The sequence below is a fragment of the Microcoleus sp. Pol10D4 genome (assembly GCF_036701555.1).
Lineage (GTDB): Bacteria > Cyanobacteriota > Cyanobacteriia > Cyanobacteriales > Microcoleaceae > Microcoleus.
Genome location: NZ_JAUBRA010000003.1, coordinates 105,841 through 122,134 on the forward strand (window position 1 = coordinate 105,841; position 16,294 = coordinate 122,134).

The 16,294-nt window shown below is 45.3% G+C and carries 20 protein-coding genes and 1 pseudogene; 14 read left to right on the forward strand and 7 right to left on the reverse strand.

Features of this window, described 5'->3' with window-relative positions; translation table 11 throughout:
• Nucleotides 1–123: 123 nt before the first annotated feature.
• The 7 genes from QUA36_RS03035 (at nt 124) to QUA36_RS03065 (ending at nt 5,707) form a co-directional block, all read left to right on the forward strand.
• Nucleotides 124–1,101, forward strand: coding sequence for an NmrA family NAD(P)-binding protein (locus QUA36_RS03035; protein WP_333373020.1), 978 nt, complete (start codon nt 124–126; stop codon nt 1,099–1,101).
• 1 nt (nt 1,102) lies between these two features.
• Nucleotides 1,103–2,020, forward strand: a complete 918-nt coding sequence (locus QUA36_RS03040; protein WP_333455451.1) for an NAD(+) kinase — start codon at nt 1,103–1,105, stop codon at nt 2,018–2,020.
• Nucleotides 2,021–2,236: 216 nt separating this feature from the next.
• Nucleotides 2,237–2,455 carry a hypothetical protein gene (locus tag QUA36_RS03045; RefSeq protein ID WP_333258839.1) on the forward strand — a complete coding sequence of 73 codons (219 nt, stop codon included), beginning with the start codon at nt 2,237–2,239 and terminating at the stop codon, nt 2,453–2,455.
• A complete protein-coding gene (locus QUA36_RS03050) occupies nt 2,448–2,840 on the forward strand; it encodes an aspartyl protease family protein (RefSeq protein ID WP_333455453.1) in 393 nt (130 codons plus the stop codon). Before QUA36_RS03045 ends, QUA36_RS03050 begins: the two co-directional genes overlap by 8 nt.
• Before the next feature lie 322 nt (nt 2,841–3,162).
• Complete coding sequence (locus tag QUA36_RS03055; RefSeq protein ID WP_333455455.1) at nt 3,163–4,347, forward strand: hypothetical protein; 1,185 nt, start codon at nt 3,163–3,165, stop codon at nt 4,345–4,347.
• Nucleotides 4,344–5,546 (forward strand): DNA (cytosine-5-)-methyltransferase, encoded by a 1,203-nt coding sequence (locus QUA36_RS03060; RefSeq protein ID WP_333455457.1) that lies wholly within the window; start codon nt 4,344–4,346, stop codon nt 5,544–5,546. Before QUA36_RS03055 ends, QUA36_RS03060 begins: the two co-directional genes overlap by 4 nt.
• Before the next feature lie 5 nt (nt 5,547–5,551).
• The gene (locus QUA36_RS03065; RefSeq protein WP_445301412.1) at nt 5,552–5,707 is read left to right on the forward strand and encodes a tyrosine-type recombinase/integrase; all 156 of its coding nucleotides are present in this window, start codon (nt 5,552–5,554) and stop codon (nt 5,705–5,707) included.
• 59 nt (nt 5,708–5,766) lie between these two features.
• Here the strand turns inward: QUA36_RS03065 and QUA36_RS03070 are convergent, their stop codons facing one another.
• Complete coding sequence (locus QUA36_RS03070) at nt 5,767–7,317, reverse strand: ATP-binding protein (protein WP_333455459.1); 1,551 nt, start codon at nt 7,315–7,317, stop codon at nt 5,767–5,769.
• 182 nt (nt 7,318–7,499) lie between these two features.
• Nucleotides 7,500–7,646, reverse strand: a pseudogene (locus QUA36_RS03075) (GTPase Era); the annotation flags it as partial.
• A gap of 148 nt (nt 7,647–7,794) precedes the next feature.
• Between QUA36_RS03075 and QUA36_RS03080 the strand changes: the two are divergent.
• Both QUA36_RS03080 and QUA36_RS03085 read left to right on the forward strand, forming a co-directional pair.
• Nucleotides 7,795–8,328, forward strand: a complete 534-nt coding sequence (locus QUA36_RS03080; RefSeq protein ID WP_333165475.1) for a peptidoglycan-binding protein — start codon at nt 7,795–7,797, stop codon at nt 8,326–8,328.
• 149 nt (nt 8,329–8,477) lie between these two features.
• Nucleotides 8,478–8,732, forward strand: coding sequence for a hypothetical protein (locus tag QUA36_RS03085; RefSeq protein ID WP_333165471.1), 255 nt, complete (start codon nt 8,478–8,480; stop codon nt 8,730–8,732).
• Nucleotides 8,733–8,867: 135 nt separating this feature from the next.
• On the opposite strand, the gene era is transcribed toward QUA36_RS03085, so the two are convergent.
• Complete coding sequence (era, locus tag QUA36_RS03090) at nt 8,868–9,779, reverse strand: GTPase Era (RefSeq protein WP_199292477.1); 912 nt, start codon at nt 9,777–9,779, stop codon at nt 8,868–8,870.
• Nucleotides 9,780–9,847: 68 nt separating this feature from the next.
• Nucleotides 9,848–10,021, reverse strand: a complete 174-nt coding sequence (locus QUA36_RS03095; protein ID WP_333455462.1) for a hypothetical protein — start codon at nt 10,019–10,021, stop codon at nt 9,848–9,850.
• A gap of 266 nt (nt 10,022–10,287) precedes the next feature.
• Here QUA36_RS03095 and QUA36_RS03100 point away from each other — a divergent pair, with 266 nt between their 5' ends.
• The gene (locus tag QUA36_RS03100) at nt 10,288–10,719 is read left to right on the forward strand and encodes a hypothetical protein (RefSeq protein ID WP_333165466.1); all 432 of its coding nucleotides are present in this window, start codon (nt 10,288–10,290) and stop codon (nt 10,717–10,719) included.
• 441 nt (nt 10,720–11,160) lie between these two features.
• On the opposite strand, the gene QUA36_RS03105 is transcribed toward QUA36_RS03100, so the two are convergent.
• Nucleotides 11,161–11,430, reverse strand: a complete 270-nt coding sequence (locus tag QUA36_RS03105) for a hypothetical protein (RefSeq protein WP_333454646.1) — start codon at nt 11,428–11,430, stop codon at nt 11,161–11,163.
• Nucleotides 11,431–11,682: 252 nt separating this feature from the next.
• Between QUA36_RS03105 and QUA36_RS03110 the strand changes: the two genes are divergently transcribed.
• From QUA36_RS03110 to QUA36_RS03125, 4 genes are all read left to right on the forward strand, one after another.
• Entirely contained in the window at nt 11,683–12,240 is a 558-nt protein-coding gene (locus QUA36_RS03110; RefSeq protein ID WP_333455465.1) for an NUDIX hydrolase, read from the forward strand.
• A gap of 81 nt (nt 12,241–12,321) precedes the next feature.
• A complete protein-coding gene (locus tag QUA36_RS03115) occupies nt 12,322–13,077 on the forward strand; it encodes an ATP-binding cassette domain-containing protein (RefSeq protein WP_333455467.1) in 756 nt (251 codons plus the stop codon).
• Between the two features lie 52 nt (nt 13,078–13,129).
• On the forward strand, nt 13,130–13,591 hold the full coding sequence (locus tag QUA36_RS03120) for a DUF29 domain-containing protein (RefSeq protein ID WP_333455469.1): 462 nt from the start codon (nt 13,130–13,132) through the stop codon (nt 13,589–13,591).
• Between the two features lie 33 nt (nt 13,592–13,624).
• Nucleotides 13,625–14,275, forward strand: a complete 651-nt coding sequence (locus QUA36_RS03125) for an ABC transporter permease (RefSeq protein WP_333455471.1) — start codon at nt 13,625–13,627, stop codon at nt 14,273–14,275.
• A gap of 34 nt (nt 14,276–14,309) precedes the next feature.
• Here QUA36_RS03125 and QUA36_RS03130 read toward each other — a convergent pair whose 3' ends face one another.
• Nucleotides 14,310–14,897, reverse strand: coding sequence for a DUF1802 family protein (locus tag QUA36_RS03130; protein ID WP_333455473.1), 588 nt, complete (start codon nt 14,895–14,897; stop codon nt 14,310–14,312).
• A 116-nt stretch (nt 14,898–15,013) separates the two neighbouring features.
• A complete protein-coding gene (locus QUA36_RS03135; protein WP_333053633.1) occupies nt 15,014–16,294 on the reverse strand; it encodes a glycosyltransferase family 4 protein in 1,281 nt (426 codons plus the stop codon).

The following is a 16,294-nucleotide window of genomic DNA, read 5'->3' on the forward strand; positions in this document are numbered from 1 at the left end:
TTCTGGCGAATATCTCAAGCCTAAAATGAGAAAATTTCAGGTTTTTGTTAAGTTTTTTATATAAACTTAACAAAAACCTGATACCATCTTATTGAAAGTTTAAGATTCATAATTAATCCCTAGATGACTTTATTGATTTTAGGTGCCACCGGCACTCTCGGCCGCCAGATAGCCCGCCGCGCCCTAGACGAGGGCTACCAGGTGCGCTGTTTAGTCAGAAGTTACAGAAAAGCTGCCTTTTTGAAAGAATGGGGCGCTGAACTCGTACCGGGGAACCTTTGCCAGCCAGACAGTCTGCCTCCGGCCCTAGAAGGCGTCACTGCTATTATCGATGCAGCAACAGCGAGTGCAGCCGATTCTGTCAGCATCAAAAGAGTAGACTGGGACGGAAAAGTATCGCTGATCCAAGCAGCAGCAGCAGCAGGCATCAAGCGTTACATATTCTTTTCCTTTCTCGACGCGGAGAAATATCCCCAAGTCCCCTTGTTGGAAATCAAGCGCTGTACCGAATTGTTCTTAGCAGAATCCGGTTTAGACTATACAATCTTGAGACCTTGCGGCTTTTTGCAAGGACTCCTGAGCCTGTATGCAATGCCGATTTTGGACAATCAGGCAGTCTGGCTGCCCAACAAGCCATCAGCCCTTGCCTACATGAACACTCAGGACGTTGCTAAATTTGCCGTCCGAGCCCTTTCCGTTCCCGAAACCGAGAAAAAAAGCTTTCCGGTGGTGGGAAATCGCGCTTGGGATGCTGAAGAAATCGTGCGGTTGTGCGAACGGCTGTCAGGGAAGCAAGCCAAAATTACGCGCACCCCAGACGCCTTGTTGCAGGCTACTCGTCAATTTGCTAAGTTCTTTCAGTGGAGTTGGAACGTAGCTGACAGATTGGCTTTTTCAGAAGTTTTGGCAGCCGGAAAACCCTTGAAAGCTCCGATGGATGATGTTTACAGTGTCTTCGGAATCGATCCCAAAGAAACTACTACTTTGGAGTCTTATCTGGAAGAATACTTTAATCTGATTCTGAAGAAGCTCAAGGAAATAGAGTACGAGCAGCTTAAAACTAAAAAACGGAGTAAACAAAAAATGCCCTTTACATTTTAAAGTGCCGAAAGCTGGGATTATATACAACGACGTTAAACCTGTGGCTTGTCGCATCGCCGCAGAGTTGGAAGACAAGCTGACTGCCCGCGGCTGGGAGGTTTGCTCGGTTTCTGGTTCCGGAGGAATTCTGGGCTATTCTAGCCCCGATCGCCCCCTGTGCCACAACCCGATCGACCAACTCGTCCCCCCCGGTTTTGACAGCGACATGGAGTTTGCAGTGGTTTTGGGCGGCGACGGTACGGTGCTGTCGGCATTTCGCCAAGTAGCTCCTATTGGAGTGCCGCTGCTGACTGTCAATACCGGTCACATGGGCTTTTTAACAGAAACTTACCTGAACTTGCTGCCGCAAGTTTTGGAAAAGGTAATCGCCGGAGAATACGAAATAGAAGAAAGATCAATGCTGGCGGTGAGGTTGTTTCGAGAAAACGACTGCCTCTGGGAAGCCCTTTGTCTCAATGAAATGGTGCTGCACCGGGAACCGCTGACTTGTATGTGTCATTTTGAAGTGGCGATCGGTCAGCACGCCTCTATTGACATTGCCGCAGATGGGGTAATTATCTCGACTCCCACGGGATCGACAGCTTACGCCCTTTCTGCGGGTGGGCCTGTGATCATTCCCGGAGTGCCGGTGCTGCAGTTGCTGCCTATTTGCCCGCATTCAATGGCTTCGAGGGCTTTGGTGTTTTCCAACACCGAGCCGATCAAGATTTTGCCGGCGAGTCCAAACCGCCTGGTAATGGTGGTAGACGGTAACGGCGGATGTTACGTTTTGCCCGAAGATTGGGTTCATGTCGAGCGAGCTCCGTACCCAGCCCGCTTTATTCGGGTGCAATCTTTTGAGTTTTTCCACATTTTGCGGGAAAAATTGGGCTGGGGCTTGCCTCACATTGCTAAACCGAGTTCGGTTGAGTTGCCTTGATAGTTGTTGGTAATGAGCGGAGGGCTAAAGTCCCCTCACTTCGGCTACGCTCAGTACGTCGCCTTTTAGGGCGGCTTTTTCTTTGTTTTTGGGCAGGATAAAGTTTGATCGGAATCTCCTACGGAATCCTTAATTCTCGATCGAGATTCCGAATCATCTCCAAACTCAGGCAGCGTTTATGATAGATGTATTCTCGTACTTCTGGGAGTTTAAACCATGTCTCTCGCTGAGTTAATTCCTTTGGTGAACAATCTGAGCCAGTCAGACAAATTATCACTCTTCAAACTCCTAGCCGCACAAATCCCAGACGCTGAATTACAAGTCATCTTTTCTGCATCAGAGTATCCAGTTCGATCGCTCTACGATGCAACGGAAGCGGCAAACATTATGATGCAGATGATTCGAGACGATCGAGAGGCATCTACTCATGCCTAGTTCGATCGAGTTTCCCTTTTCTGACGATGAAGCATTACCCACGATTCCCATCACTCTGAGTCATGCAGGCTTTTCTGTCTCGGCGAATGCACTGCTAGATACTGGGTCTGCGGTCAATCTATTACCTTATGACATTGGGCTGCAATTGGGTGCAATTTGGGAGGAACAAACTGTCCGCTTGCCATTGGCTGGAAATCTGGCAAGCGTTGAGGCGCGGGGTGTATTTGTAGATGTTCAAATTGGGAATCTGGAACCCGTTCGCCTAGCATTTGCCTGGGCGCAAGCTTCTCAGATTCCCTTAATTCTCGGGCAAACCAACTTCTTTCGAGAATTTGATGTTTGTTTTGTGCGATCACGAGGCACGATCGAAATTATTCGCTTCTAATAAGCATCGATGCAGAACTCGGAGTTTTATTTAGCTTAACTCTCGATCGAGCTTCCGAATCATCTCCAAAGTCAGGCTGCGTTTACGAGATAACGGCTGAGTTAGACCGCAGGGCAACCGCATGAAATTTTCGGCAACGTAGCAATAAGGGTTTCAGACTTCACTGAGACACTTTTCTTCTCATTAAAAGATGACAGATGAGAATATTCTCAATAATTTGGGCGAAAAGTCAACAAAATTATTTTTATGCGGTTGCCCTGGTTATACCCGTTTGATGGTAAGCTGGGGCTACCTATACCTATAATATATAAAGTCAAGCCTAATGTGGCATTGGGATCAAGGGCGTTTAGCCTATTTTCAATTCGACGCTCTTCGGCAAATTGCAGGTTTTGTCAAAGCAAACGATTTCAAAACAGCAAATCGTGCTCAGCTTTTGGCTGAAACTGGATTGACTTTTCAAGCACCACCAACGCATAGCCCGTGGCGCAATTACTCTCGTATTTTGAAAATTTGTCTTCTTGTCAGCGAAATTAATGGAGTCGCTCAACCTACACCTGTCGCCGATGTTTTGTCTCAAGCTGGAGTGGTAACTTGTGATGAATACCTGCATTTTTTGGTAAGCGCGTTCACTGAACCTTCTCCTGCTTTGAAGGATTGGCGACCGGATGCAAATTTTCGCTATTCATTGCTATTTTCGCTCAAGTATCTTTTAACGAAGGTTGCTATCGGGCAAGGTTCGATTACAAGTTTAGATGAAATTATCGGCGCTTATAAAATGAGCGGTTTTGATGGCAGCGAAGACGACGAAGAGTTTATTTCAATTATGAGAACTGATTCGTCGTATAAAAATTCTGGTAGATCTGTACCAAGTGAGCTACGGCGACAAGCACTAGAAAGCCTGAAAGTCATTTCGCAGATTTCATACTTGCACATAAGAAGTGGTGAAATAATTGTGACTCTTAACCGGGAAGACGCGCTCAATATCTTCAAAGATTTATTTGAGATTTCAGGACCTCGTGCAAATGATAGAGAGGCAGAAATACAAAGATTGGCTTCGTTATTTAGAGACGGTAGCACGAACATCACTTTCGATTATCCGAATACGATTGTCGAAGAAGTTGTGGAAAGCGGTTTTCGGGAAGGTAGTAAAGTCAAGAAAACCCACGTTACAATCGAACGTAACACGCGACTTCGGAAAGAATTTTTCCTCGTGCATCCGACGGCAACTTGTGATGTTTGCAGCCTCGATACGGCAAAAACTTATCCGTGGACAGAACGAATTGTAGACTTGCATCATCTCTTGCCGCTTTCTTCGGGAACGAGAGTTGAAGCCACTGGCACGACTTTCGATGACCTCGTTCCAGTCTGTCCGAATTGCCATCGCGCAATTCACCGATTTTATGATGTGTGGCTTGACCGCAACAATAAAAAGGATTTCAAAGATACGAGAGAAGCCCGTGCCGTTTATCAGGAAATGAAACATGAATTTTCTGGTTTGATAATATGATAGTTAAGACATCTAAGCAAAAAAACGCTCACTTGCAAGAACAATTCAGAATACTTAAAAAATCTGAAAGTACCAACACACCGCTTGTTGATATTTTAAGAGGCGCAGGCTGGACGTATGAAGATTTGATTTATGAGGAATCGAAAGCCAAAATCTGGACAGGACCTGCTCCGCTCAATTTGAATGAAGTAAAATTTTTGGCTCAAGAAATTCCGGTAGTAAGTTTCTTTGCTGGTTGCGGTGGAATGGATTTGGGCTTGGAAGCATCTGGCTACAAGCACTTGGCAGCGTTTGAGATTAACGAACTCTTTTGTAAAACGCTTCGGCGGAATCGTCCGAAATGGAATGTGTTCGGACCTCCAACGCATTCGGGCGATGTTTCAAAATTTGAGGAAATCGCCGAAACCCTCGGACAAATAATATCTGCGCCATTTGAAGGTTTGTTTGTCGGTGGTCCTCCATGTCAACCGTTTTCAATCGCCGCCAATCAACGGTTTTCCAAATCCGGCGAAAATTTTAAAAGAGTTGGTTTTTTACACGAAAAGAACGGCAATTTACTTTTTGACTTTCTGAGGCTTATTATCACATTTATGCCGAAGTCCTTTGTGATTGAAAATGTTCCGGGATTAAGAGATATTGATGGCGGAATACAATTAAAAGCAGTGATTGAAGAATTATCTCTAAACGGTTATCAAGTGGAAGAACCGTTTGTTCTCAACGCGGCGCATTACGGCATTCCACAGCAAAGACTTCGCTTATTCGTGGTCGGTTCGCGCACGAGCAAAACATTTAAGTATCCCGTTCCTTCTCTGGAAACGGTCGGCGCGGGAAGTGTTTTGAACGATTACTATCCCGAATTATCCAACAACGAAACACGAGAACATAAAGCCGAATCAATTCTACGATATATGCGGTTAGGTTACGGACAGCGAGACCAACTTGGACGAGTTGATAGACTTGACCCGTTGTTACCGTCGAAAACAGTTATCGCTGGGGGAACAAAAGGTGGTGGACGTTCGCACTTACATCCCGAAATTCCTCGTACATTAAGTGTCCGGGAATGCGCTCACCTCCAAACATTTCCGAAAGATTATATTTTTATGGGTGCATCGGCACGACAATTTACTCAAGTCGGCAATGCCGTCCCGCCGATATTAGCGGCGCAGATAGGAAACAGTCTTGCAGAAAGTTACTTCTAAATACTCTGCGTCATAGTTTTGCCACGCACCTATTAGAAGCCGGTTACGATATTCGCACCGTACAAGAGTTACTCGGACACAAAGACGTGCCAATAACGATGATTTATACTCATGTATTAAATCGAGGTGGACGGGGTGTGAAAAGTTTACTTGATGGGTGAAAGAGAGTCGATCGCACACTGGGGCGATCGCACAAATCGAGGCATTCATCAGAACTTCTTCACGCACGAATAACTGTAACCGTTCGCCCCATTGGTGTCAGATGAATTTCAGTATTCAGTCGTTCTTCTAATTCGAGCGCATTCTCGCGTCGATCGAATATCACCAACCACCCTTCATCTTCTCCCAATCGAGCCAAATATCCATCTAACTGTTCCAACCCTTTACTCAACGGATCGACTTTCCGAGTCCGCCAAACCTTCAGTTCAATTCCCAATGTTACCTCACCATAATGCAAACATAAATCCATTCTGTCGCGTCCGATCGCATATTCTCTCTCCAATGTTCCCCCACCATTAATCACCCGATGCAGAAACGCCATTAACACCAAATGCGGTGCAATTTCGGGATAAGATGCACTTTTGAGTAACGGTTCGCCATGCTGTAGCCAAAATTCCAGAAAAGTTTTGAGTAACGCTTGCGTGTCTAATTTGCCTTCATGAGTCAACCAACTCGGTGCAATTTGCGGCAGAGAAGCCATTGGCGTTACGGTGAGCACGCGGGGCAACACTTCGCGATAAATTGGGTTAGCGATCGTCAATCCACCCTGAACATCCATCTTACACAAACCCAAATCGATTAAAAACTGAATATCATCATTGGGGATATTGCCCAGTTCCAAACCCGCCAACATCGGCTCGATAATGGCTTTGACTCGATTTTCTCTGAGTCGTTCTGCCAAACTATCTAAATGCGTATCTTGCCGTTTTATTAAAATTTCTTTAGCTGATAAAATATGTTCGGGTGTAATTTCTATAGATTCATCTGTCACTAATTCTTCTACAATTTCCTTAGCTAAAGCATTCACTAACCAAGGTTGTCCCTGAGTCAGCTCAAAAGCTAAGGCTACGGCTTCAGGTGTAAAAACTTGTCCGGTATCTTGGGTATGTTGCGCGTAGAGTTCGGCGACTTCTGAGGCATTAAAATCTCTGAGAGTAATCGATCGCACTTTAATATTAAACGGACTGGATGTATTGAGTCGATCGCTTCCCCCCGCAGCCACTTTGTAATCGCGAACATCCCGCAAACCAATTAAACCCACCGATTGCGGAAACGCTTTCGGGCGATTGGGATAACCATCGCGCAGTTGTCGCAGCATAGAAATCAAGGCTTGGTCTTGCAATGCGTCGATTTCGTCGATCAAAATGACCAAAGGACGAGGAGAAAATTGTGCCCAAGCTTGTAAAGCAGCCCGAATTTTCTGTCCCGACTGTATGCTTGTCCAGTCTGGCGGTTGCAGTTCGGGTGGGAGACGGAAGGAAATGTTGTCTCGCCAAGCGCCCAGAATGGCCTCTTCTGCACCGCCGATATCTTGACTGAAGGGTGCGCCGACTTCAGCCGAAACCATGACGGCGGTGTATTGTCCGCTTTCGGTGAGTTGTTTGGCTAACGCCAGCATAGCGGTGGTTTTCCCCACTTGCCGGGGTGCATGGATGACGAAATAGCTTTGCTGAGCAATCAGTCGCTCTAAATTCGGGAGGCGACGGGTGGCAGGAAGCAGATAGTGAATGTCATCGCGGCACGGGCCAGCAGTATTGAACCAACGTGGCATAGGTCAACTGGGGCGAATGGGGCTGCTCTCAGTTTACTGTACTGTTATTGGAATGGCGTTCTAGTTGTTAAGCGGGGGTTTGTAGCGACTCTCCGAGCCCGATGAAACTCTCTATGAGCGAAAGTCGTGCTCGATTCTTGATTCATAGAACAGAAGAACCCCAACTGCCAACTGCCAAAGTTTCACTCTTCAACGCGATCGCCCAATTCGGCTAAACGGGTGCGGGACTGCCACCACTTCGGCTGCACTTTGACAAATAACTCCAAATATACTTTACCTTCAATTAACTTTTGAATCTGTTCTCGCGTCGCACTGCCGATCGACTGTAAGCGGAAACGATATAACTCAAATGAGTGACACTCCAATGTGTGAACTCACACAAGTGTCACTATAAAAAGCGACTGTGAAGCCATCAAAGACAGCAGTTATACCTGAAATATCAAATGAAAACACTCGAATGCACAGAGGATTCCCATCATGTTTACAGAAGAAAAAACTCTCAATAATCAAGCTATGGCTCTCGTCGCCGATACTACTTCTCAATCAACTCTTGCAGTTGCTCAAGCCTCTGAACTGATGAAACCCACTTTAAAGCGGGGTTCTACTGGTCAAGCCGTCAAGGAACTGCAACAGCTTTTATATCATTGGGGATATTATTACGGTTTTTCGATCGATGGTATTTTCGACACCTATGTTGAAGACGCCGTCAAAGACTATCAACACCGCGTCTTTTTACCTGAAGATGGGATTGTCAGTCCTCTAACCTGGCAAGCACTATACTCTGGTGCACCTGTGAATATGCCGACTCTCATGAATGGTAGTTCAGGTAATGCTGTCAAAATTGTTCAGAATGTCTTGAAATTGAATGGATACTATTTCGGTTTTGTTGACGGATACTTCGGGGTTATGACCAAAGTAGCGGCGATCCAGTTCCAAACGATTAAGGGTTTACCAGCCGATGGAATTGTCGGGCCGAGAACTTGGCACGCTTTGAGCAAGTTACCGCACTAAACAACGGTCTATCTCACTTGTATAGGACTTACGTGCCGACTCTAATTGTAGGGTGTGAAACGCGCACCTTACAACTACAGGTAGTGTAGTTTCTCAGTTATTGCGTAAGTCCTGTTAGTTAAGCTTTAATCATTTATGAGGTTAATCAAATGACACATTCTGCTATCCTTGAAGCTACAGCAAATTCGGCAGAAAACGGACAAGAGCTGGCTGAATTTTTGCAGGAAAATAATGGACACTACTCGGCAATGCGAGCGATGAGTTTTATTGCACTGATTGCAGCAATTGGGTTTGGCGCAATCACAATAACTAGCAAGAATGCTGATGGCAAATACATTACAACTTCTTTTTTAGTTGCTGCTTTTGCACCAAAAGCTGTTCAAAAATTTGCCGAACGTCCTTAAAGAGTTGACTGTTGACAGTTGACTGTTGCGGGCGGAGTTTTTAGGACAATGATTTAAACTGAACTTCGGCCTACGAGGGGAAGTTCAGTTGTAAAATCTCTCAACGATCGCCCTTATTTGCTCCATCAGTTCGCTTTACTCTTCAACGCGATAGCCCAATTCCGCCAAACGGGTGCGGGACTGCCGCCATTTCGGCTGCACCTTGACAAATAACTCCAAATATACTTTGCCTTCAATTAACTTTTGAATCTGTTCCCGGGCCGCACTGCCGATCGACTTGAGCATACTGCCGCTTTTACCGATTAAAATACCTTTTTGGGAATCGCGTTCGACGTGAATTGTCGCCAGAATGCGCGTAATTTTTGCTTCTTCTTGAACTATGTCGATCGCGATTGCTACCGAATGCGGCACTTCTTCCCGCGTCAGCAGCAAAATCTGTTCCCGAATCAATTCGCCCATAATAAAGCGTTCCGGCTGGTCAGTCACCAAATCGGGCGGATAATAATAAGGCCCAACCTCCAAATGTTCGATTAACAATTGTTGCAGCGGCTCGACACCCTCGCCCGTGAGAGCGGAAAATTTCACTACAGGCCACTCAGGATTGACAATTTGCTCGTAAGTTCGATCGATCAACACGGAATCCTCCGGTTGTTCGTCCAACTTATTCATCCCCAAAATCACCGGAACTTTGCAATTGCTGAGAATTTCGACAATATATCGATCGCCCCCTCCCGATTCCACCGAACCATCCACCACAAACAGCACCACATCCACCGACTGAATGGCGGTGCGGGCATTCTGCACCAAAACCTTGCCCAATTGGTGATGTGGCTTGTGAATTCCGGGAGTATCTACAAAAATAATTTGTGCTTCCGGTGTCGTTAGGATGCCCCGCAGCCTGTTACGTGTCGTCTGAGACACCGGCGAAGTAATCGCAATTTTCTGCCCCACCAACTGATTCATCAGCGTTGATTTTCCGACATTTGGGCGTCCGACTATACCCACAAAGCCCGATTTGTAACCCGCCGGAGCCGCGGGAACACCCATAATGTCCGATACGTCGATAAATTTACTATCTTCCACTAAAATCACCTATTTTCAAGCCCCTTCTCTGTCTATTGTCGCCTGAAAATACTCAAACGGCCATCGATGCACTCTAGCATCTTTCTCGCCCTGGTATAGCGCGCACCACTCAAAGCTCGATCGAGCCGCAAACCAGTGTTAAAACGTGATATGCGATCGGCAAAACTTGATATCTGAGACAAAATTTGATAAAGTTCCAATGACATCGATCGAAAATGAATCATTCTGGTAAAACCGACTCCCCAATGCTGTAACAACTTCAGATGTGTAAATATCTAACTCAACTGAAACTCTTCTACAGTTTGTCAGGTCAGCCAGTTTTAACATTTTTGAGAATGTTTGGTAATAAATTAGGTAAGTTGAACTCAAACTAAAAAGCTCAATATCATCAGGCGCTTTCTCAATAAAAGCAACTGTTTTTAGAGCCTACCTAATTAGTGCTAATCGTCATAAAGTTGAGGAGATGAATCGAATGAAATCGAAATTATTTTGGAGTTGCTGCACCGTTTTGGTAGCAAGCTTGCCTATTCCCGCATTGGCTCAAACAAGCCCTCCCACCAGCCCTCAAGCAGGTATTGACTACAAGGGTGGCTCGAAGAATTACCAGTTGGTACCGGGCAGAATCCAGGACAGAACCTTGCCCAGAGCCTTTGACTTTCCAATTATTACGAATGTTGGTACTGACACTAGCATCACCTCGGATTTCCTAATTACCGATCAGTTTCGCGCCCCAGCGGGTCGTACAGAATACACCGGAGCTCTCACCGCCTGGGCAACATCAATCAGAGAATGTCTGGCCAAACAACCACTCTTGATTCGAGCCAGCACTAAGAACCCGATTCAGATTAATGGTAGAGTAGGCACGATTGTCAGAAACGCAAATAACCGTGCAGTTTGCAAATAAGCCAGCAATATCACGGCGGCTAAATTGACCGTAATTGCTGTAAGGGCGGGTTCACCAATATCTCCCATGCAAGCATCGATACAGTAAACCCGTCACCGCAGCGATATTGGGGTCAATCGAGGCCAGTTGATATAACTTCCGCTATCTTAAAGATAAAAACTAGAGAGTGTTTTTGAACAAAAAGAGCAATAGAAAACCTATTGCTCTTTTTGTTGGCGAAATTTCAATTAATATCTATTAGGACTAATATGATATCGGCTGAAACGACATCATATAAGAGGTTTGTAGTGAGGAATGCAAGTCCTTATCAAAGTTTAAGGACTTGCATTCCTCACTGCAAACGAGATAATTACGCAGAAACCAGATTTTTTCCAAAAAATCCCGTGGAACCGGAGGGATATGGATTTTAACACCCGGTTTATGGAAGTTTGTCTGCGTAATTCACGATTTAGGAGCGCAAAATTCATGTGTACTCAGTAAAATTTCGCCATAATCAGGAATCCAAGCTAGCCACTCTTCTTCCGAACATTCACACAACAGCCACGCTTCGTCAAAGCTGAATGCGGTTGGCGGATTGAACAATTTAACCCACATAGAAGGAGTTAATTTTGGTGCAGGTACGGCGCAGCCAAATTTTTCCCAGTCGCGGACAGTGAAGCTTCCGGGCGTTGGTTGGGATTGCCAAGTACGAATATCTGTTTGCAGTTGCATAATTACTCCTGTCTAGCTAAGAGTCTGCACCAGGGCGTGGTTGAAACAACCCAGAGCGAAGGCGCAGATAAATTTTGATTATGTAGTCTATGTTACCGAATTATATAGGCGAATGTGTAAGGTTGTAGCAAAAATTTACAATCGAGAGGAAAAAACTGGCTCAAAGCTGAAAAGGTCGATCGGCTATTGTTGCGCTCGCTAACAATCGGCTACCATAGCAAAAAATATCTAATATATTTCAAAAATTCCGACATGAACCAAACTGCAAAATCCCAGTGGAAAACTCTAGACCGCTTTGTAGAAATCAATTCTCATTGGGTAAAACTAATCGCGGAACATCTCGAAACAACCGAAGGAAAAACAGTAGAATATTGGCGAGTAGAAAGAGCAGATTCAGTTGTAATCTTGACCATTCAAGCTGACAAATTGCTGTTTCCCTCACCCATGTATCGCCCCGGCGTGGCAGAAGCAACCTTGGATTTTCCCGGCGGTCGCGTACCAGCCGAATCCACGCCAGCAGTAGCCGTTCCAGCTATAATCAAGAAAGAATTAGGTGTGACAGAAAGTGCGATCGCCCGCATCGAACCGATCAACACCATTGGCTGGGCAATAAACAGTTCCTTCTCCAATCAAAAACTCTACGGTTTTGTTGCAGAATTGCACCCTACAGCAATAGTAAAACCCGAACTTATCGGTGCTGAATATCCTGTAACCCCAGACGGAATTCGCGACTTGCTTAAAAAATTAACTTGCCTCCAGTGTCGAGCCTTACTGCTAGAATGGCAAAATCAAGTTGATTTTAGATTTTAGATTTTAGATTTTAGATTTTGGATTGTCCCGTGACGCTAGCTAATTGACGATTTATTAAAACGAAAATCACCGAAACTAATTATGCCTCTCAATAATGAAGTTGCTGTCGAATGCCTCGACGTGACATATCGCCTCAACCGCAGGCATTTAGTAGACCAACTCAATTTCAAAGTGCTGCAAGGAGAAGTTTTAGTATTGCTGGGACGCAGCGGGAGTGGCAAAACTACCACCATGAAATTGATTAACAATTTACTAACGCCAAGCAGCGGCGAAGTTCTTGTCATGGGAAAACCAACAACTCAGTGGAACCCAATTCAACTGCGCCGAAAAATTGGTTATGTAATTCAAGAAATTGGTTTATTTCCACATTTTACCGTCGAGCAAAACGTCGGTTTAGTGCCAAAATTGGAAAGTTGGGAGGGCGATCGTATTCAATCTCGCGTCCGGCAACTGTTAGAATTAGTCAACCTCGACCCCCAGCACTTCGCCAAACGCTATCCCCATCAGTTATCCGGCGGACAGCGGCAGCGGGTAGGCGTCGCTAGAGCACTGGCGGCTGACCCTCCGATATTGTTAATGGACGAACCGTTTGGTGCTTTAGACCCCATTACTCGTCTGGAATTGCAGCGAGAATTCGGTCAATTGCAGCAGCAACTCGGCAAAACTGTGATTTTTGTGACTCACGGCATTCAAGAAGCTTTTTTGTTAGCTTCTAGAATTGGTTTGATGCAAGACGGACGGTTGATTGAATTGGGTTCGCCCGATGATTTTATGAAATCTCAGCATCCAGAAGCGCGCGCATTTATTGACTGTTTGCAAGTAGCTAGATTTCAATGATTTAGCAAAAAATTGATAATATAGTTTGAGTAACTAAGCTGATAATCAAACGATGCACAGTCTTTACGAGACAGACTTCTATGCTTGGACGCAAGAACAAGCCAAGTTACTTCGCAAGTGTCAGTGGAGTCAACTTGACTTGCCAAATTTAATTGAGGAGATTGAATCTTTGGGCAAACAGGAACGTCAAGAACTTAGAAATCGTTTAAGCATTTTGCTGGGACATTTGCTGAAGTGGCAATATCAGCCCCAGCAGCGCAGCCGTAGCTGGCTGTCTATAATTCGAGTGCAGCGGCGGGACACTCAGAGACTGATACAAGATAACCCAAGTCTGAAACCTTACTTGCAAGAAGTTTTCCAAGAAGCTTATCAAAACGGTAGAGATTTGGCAGTAGGAGAAACGGATTTACCTCTCAAAACTTTTCCTCCAAACTGCCTTTACAGCTTAAAGGAAATTCTGGACTCTCGGTTCTATCCTGGTGAGCCCTGTCCTGAAATAGAAAATGATTTATAAAATTGACAGCAATCAGCAATACCTAATTACCCAATGATAATTTTTGTCAACCGCTATGGCGCTGAGATAATTCAGCGTGCCAGTGAACACTTATATTTAGTAACTGTGGCAATTTTTATCGCTATTATTGTGGGGATGCCCCTGGGGATTTTAGCCACGAGAAAGCCAAAATTGAAAAAGCCAATTTTGGGGTTTGCTAATATTATGCAAACAATTCCCAGTTTGGCTTTGTTTGGCTTGCTAATCCCGGTGCCTGTATTGGGTGGAATAGGCGATCGCACGGCAATTATCGCCCTCACTCTGTATTCTTTACTGCCAATTATCCGCAATACTTATACTGGTATTGTCGGTGTCGATCCAGCGATTACGGAAGCCGGAAGAGGCATGGGAATGACGGATATGCAACTGTTATGGCAAGTGGAAATTCCCCTGGCGCTGGGCGTGATTCTGGCGGGCGTGCGAGTTGCCGCAGTAATTGCGATCGGACTTGCTACAATCGCCGCTGCAATTGGTGCAGGGGGCTTGGGGGTGTTTATTTTTCGGGGCGTTGCTACCGTCAACAATCAGTTACTTTTGGCTGGGGCAATTCCGTCAGCTTTAATGGCCTTAGCTGCGGATTTTGGGCTGGGTTTGGTAGAAGCGCGCCTCTCGAAAAGTACCTTAAAAACTATTAATGAGGAGTAAAATCCTGACTACCTTCCGTCAGCGTTGTCACTCTCTACGAACCAGAAGCATTCGCAGGATTTGCTATCAGATTGCGGATTTCATTTGAGCGTTCAATGTACTCGCGATCGCTCAAAACAGCTTGGCTTCCCTCCAGCGAAATAGCATCGGCCAAATCGATCCAAGAACGACAACCGCCGTATTCAGGAATGTAGGGAATTTCGCGGCTTTCTGCAAGGCGATAAGCCCGCAGCAATAAAATATAAATTGGCTGAGTTTGTTTCCATTTCAGGCGATCGCTGACAAAAGTTTCATTCCAAATATGGTAAGGAAATAGCGCAGTAATTGCAGGTTCCCAAGCTACCAAAAAAACATCAGTAATCTCCGCCCAACTGCCAATTCTAATAACTTCAGGATGCCAACCAGATTCAACATTATTGACTTGATGTGCAAACTCCGGCTTTAATAAATCCGGTTGTTGGTGTTCAAACGTTGGATACAGCAAAACCTGTTTGTCAGTGACATTAAACTGTCCTGCTTGCTCGCGAATTCCCCCCTTCCGCAACAACACAATCGTTTGACCTTGTTCTAAAGCATTAACTGCTACATTCCATTCTTTCAGCGCCCTAGTAGTTGATTTCATAAGAATTGAGTTGGGTTTTAACCAAAATAACAAAAATCGGTAATTTCAAGCAAGTACAGCCACTTTTTCCTGTTAAAATTGGCGTAGTCCTGACTATGCAGGACTACCCTTTATTGCTAAATTCTCACTGCAAAAGATGCTGCTAATTCCCGTTCTGGTTCCATACCAACTGTAGGCGGCATGGAACGATTTGCTACTTGCTCGATCAGTTGTAGATGTTGCGGCAGCATTTTAGCTAAACTGTAGCGTTCTAGGGCGGTCTGACGGGCTTTGATGCGAATGTCTGCCATGCGGGTAGGATGGTCTAAAACTTCATCAATACGATCGGCTACTTGTTTCGGTGAGAAGTAATCGACCAGCAAACCGTTTTCTCCGTCGCGGATAACTTCTCTGACTGGCCCTGTGTCGGAACCGATTACTAAACATCCGGTTGATAGAGATTCAATCATGGACCAAGATAGCACAAAAGGTCTGGTCAAATAAACGTGTACGTCGGATGCTTGAATTACTTTTAAATACAGTCCGTAAGGTAGGGGCCCGACAAAGTGAACTCGCGACAAATCTAGGGGGACTTTTTTGAGCATATAGTCTTTGTAAGACTCGCCGTTGGGTAAAGAACGCCCATAACAAACTCTTTCGGAACCAACGATTACGACGTGACAATTGGGGCGACGTTCTTGCACATAGGCGATCGACTCAATGAATTCAGGAAAACCCCGGTAAGGTTCCATTCCCCGCGATACGTAGGTGACAATTTCATCAACGCCCGACAAGTCTAAGTTAGGTAAAACCAGTTTAGCACCGGGGTCTGGTTTGAAGTAATCGGTATCTACGCCGTCGTGGAGTGTGGATAATTTTTGTTGTAATTCTGGCGGAAATTGCGATCGCTGCCAATAAGTTGGTGATAAACCCCAATCGCAAGAATATAAATCGATCAAAATAGGCGCATTTTTGATTCTAATTCTGGCCATATCGTCAACTGTTAAAGGTTCCGCTGGGTCAAAATCGGCGTCGGAACCAATAGCATGATAAAACCACTCGAAATAACACAAAAGTGGCGTATTTGGAAAAGCTTCTTTGACAAATAATGTCGGCCCCCAACCGGAATGTCCGCAGATAATATCGGGTACGAAACCGTCTGCTTTGAGTTGTTCTGCCATTCTAAATACGGCTTGTCCGTAGATGACGGCACTTTCTAAAGGGCGGACGTATTGGTGAGTCTGCGCGTGGGGTTCCCGGCTGGGGGTAAATGCTGCTTTGCGAACGCCGGGAATGTTCCACTCTGGGCGCTCGTTTTTAGTACCGAAAACAATTTGATTTTTGGGATCTGCGCCTAAAGCCGTGATAATGTGGCGGTATTGGGCGGGGAAGTTGGGATGGAGAAATAATGCTTTCAT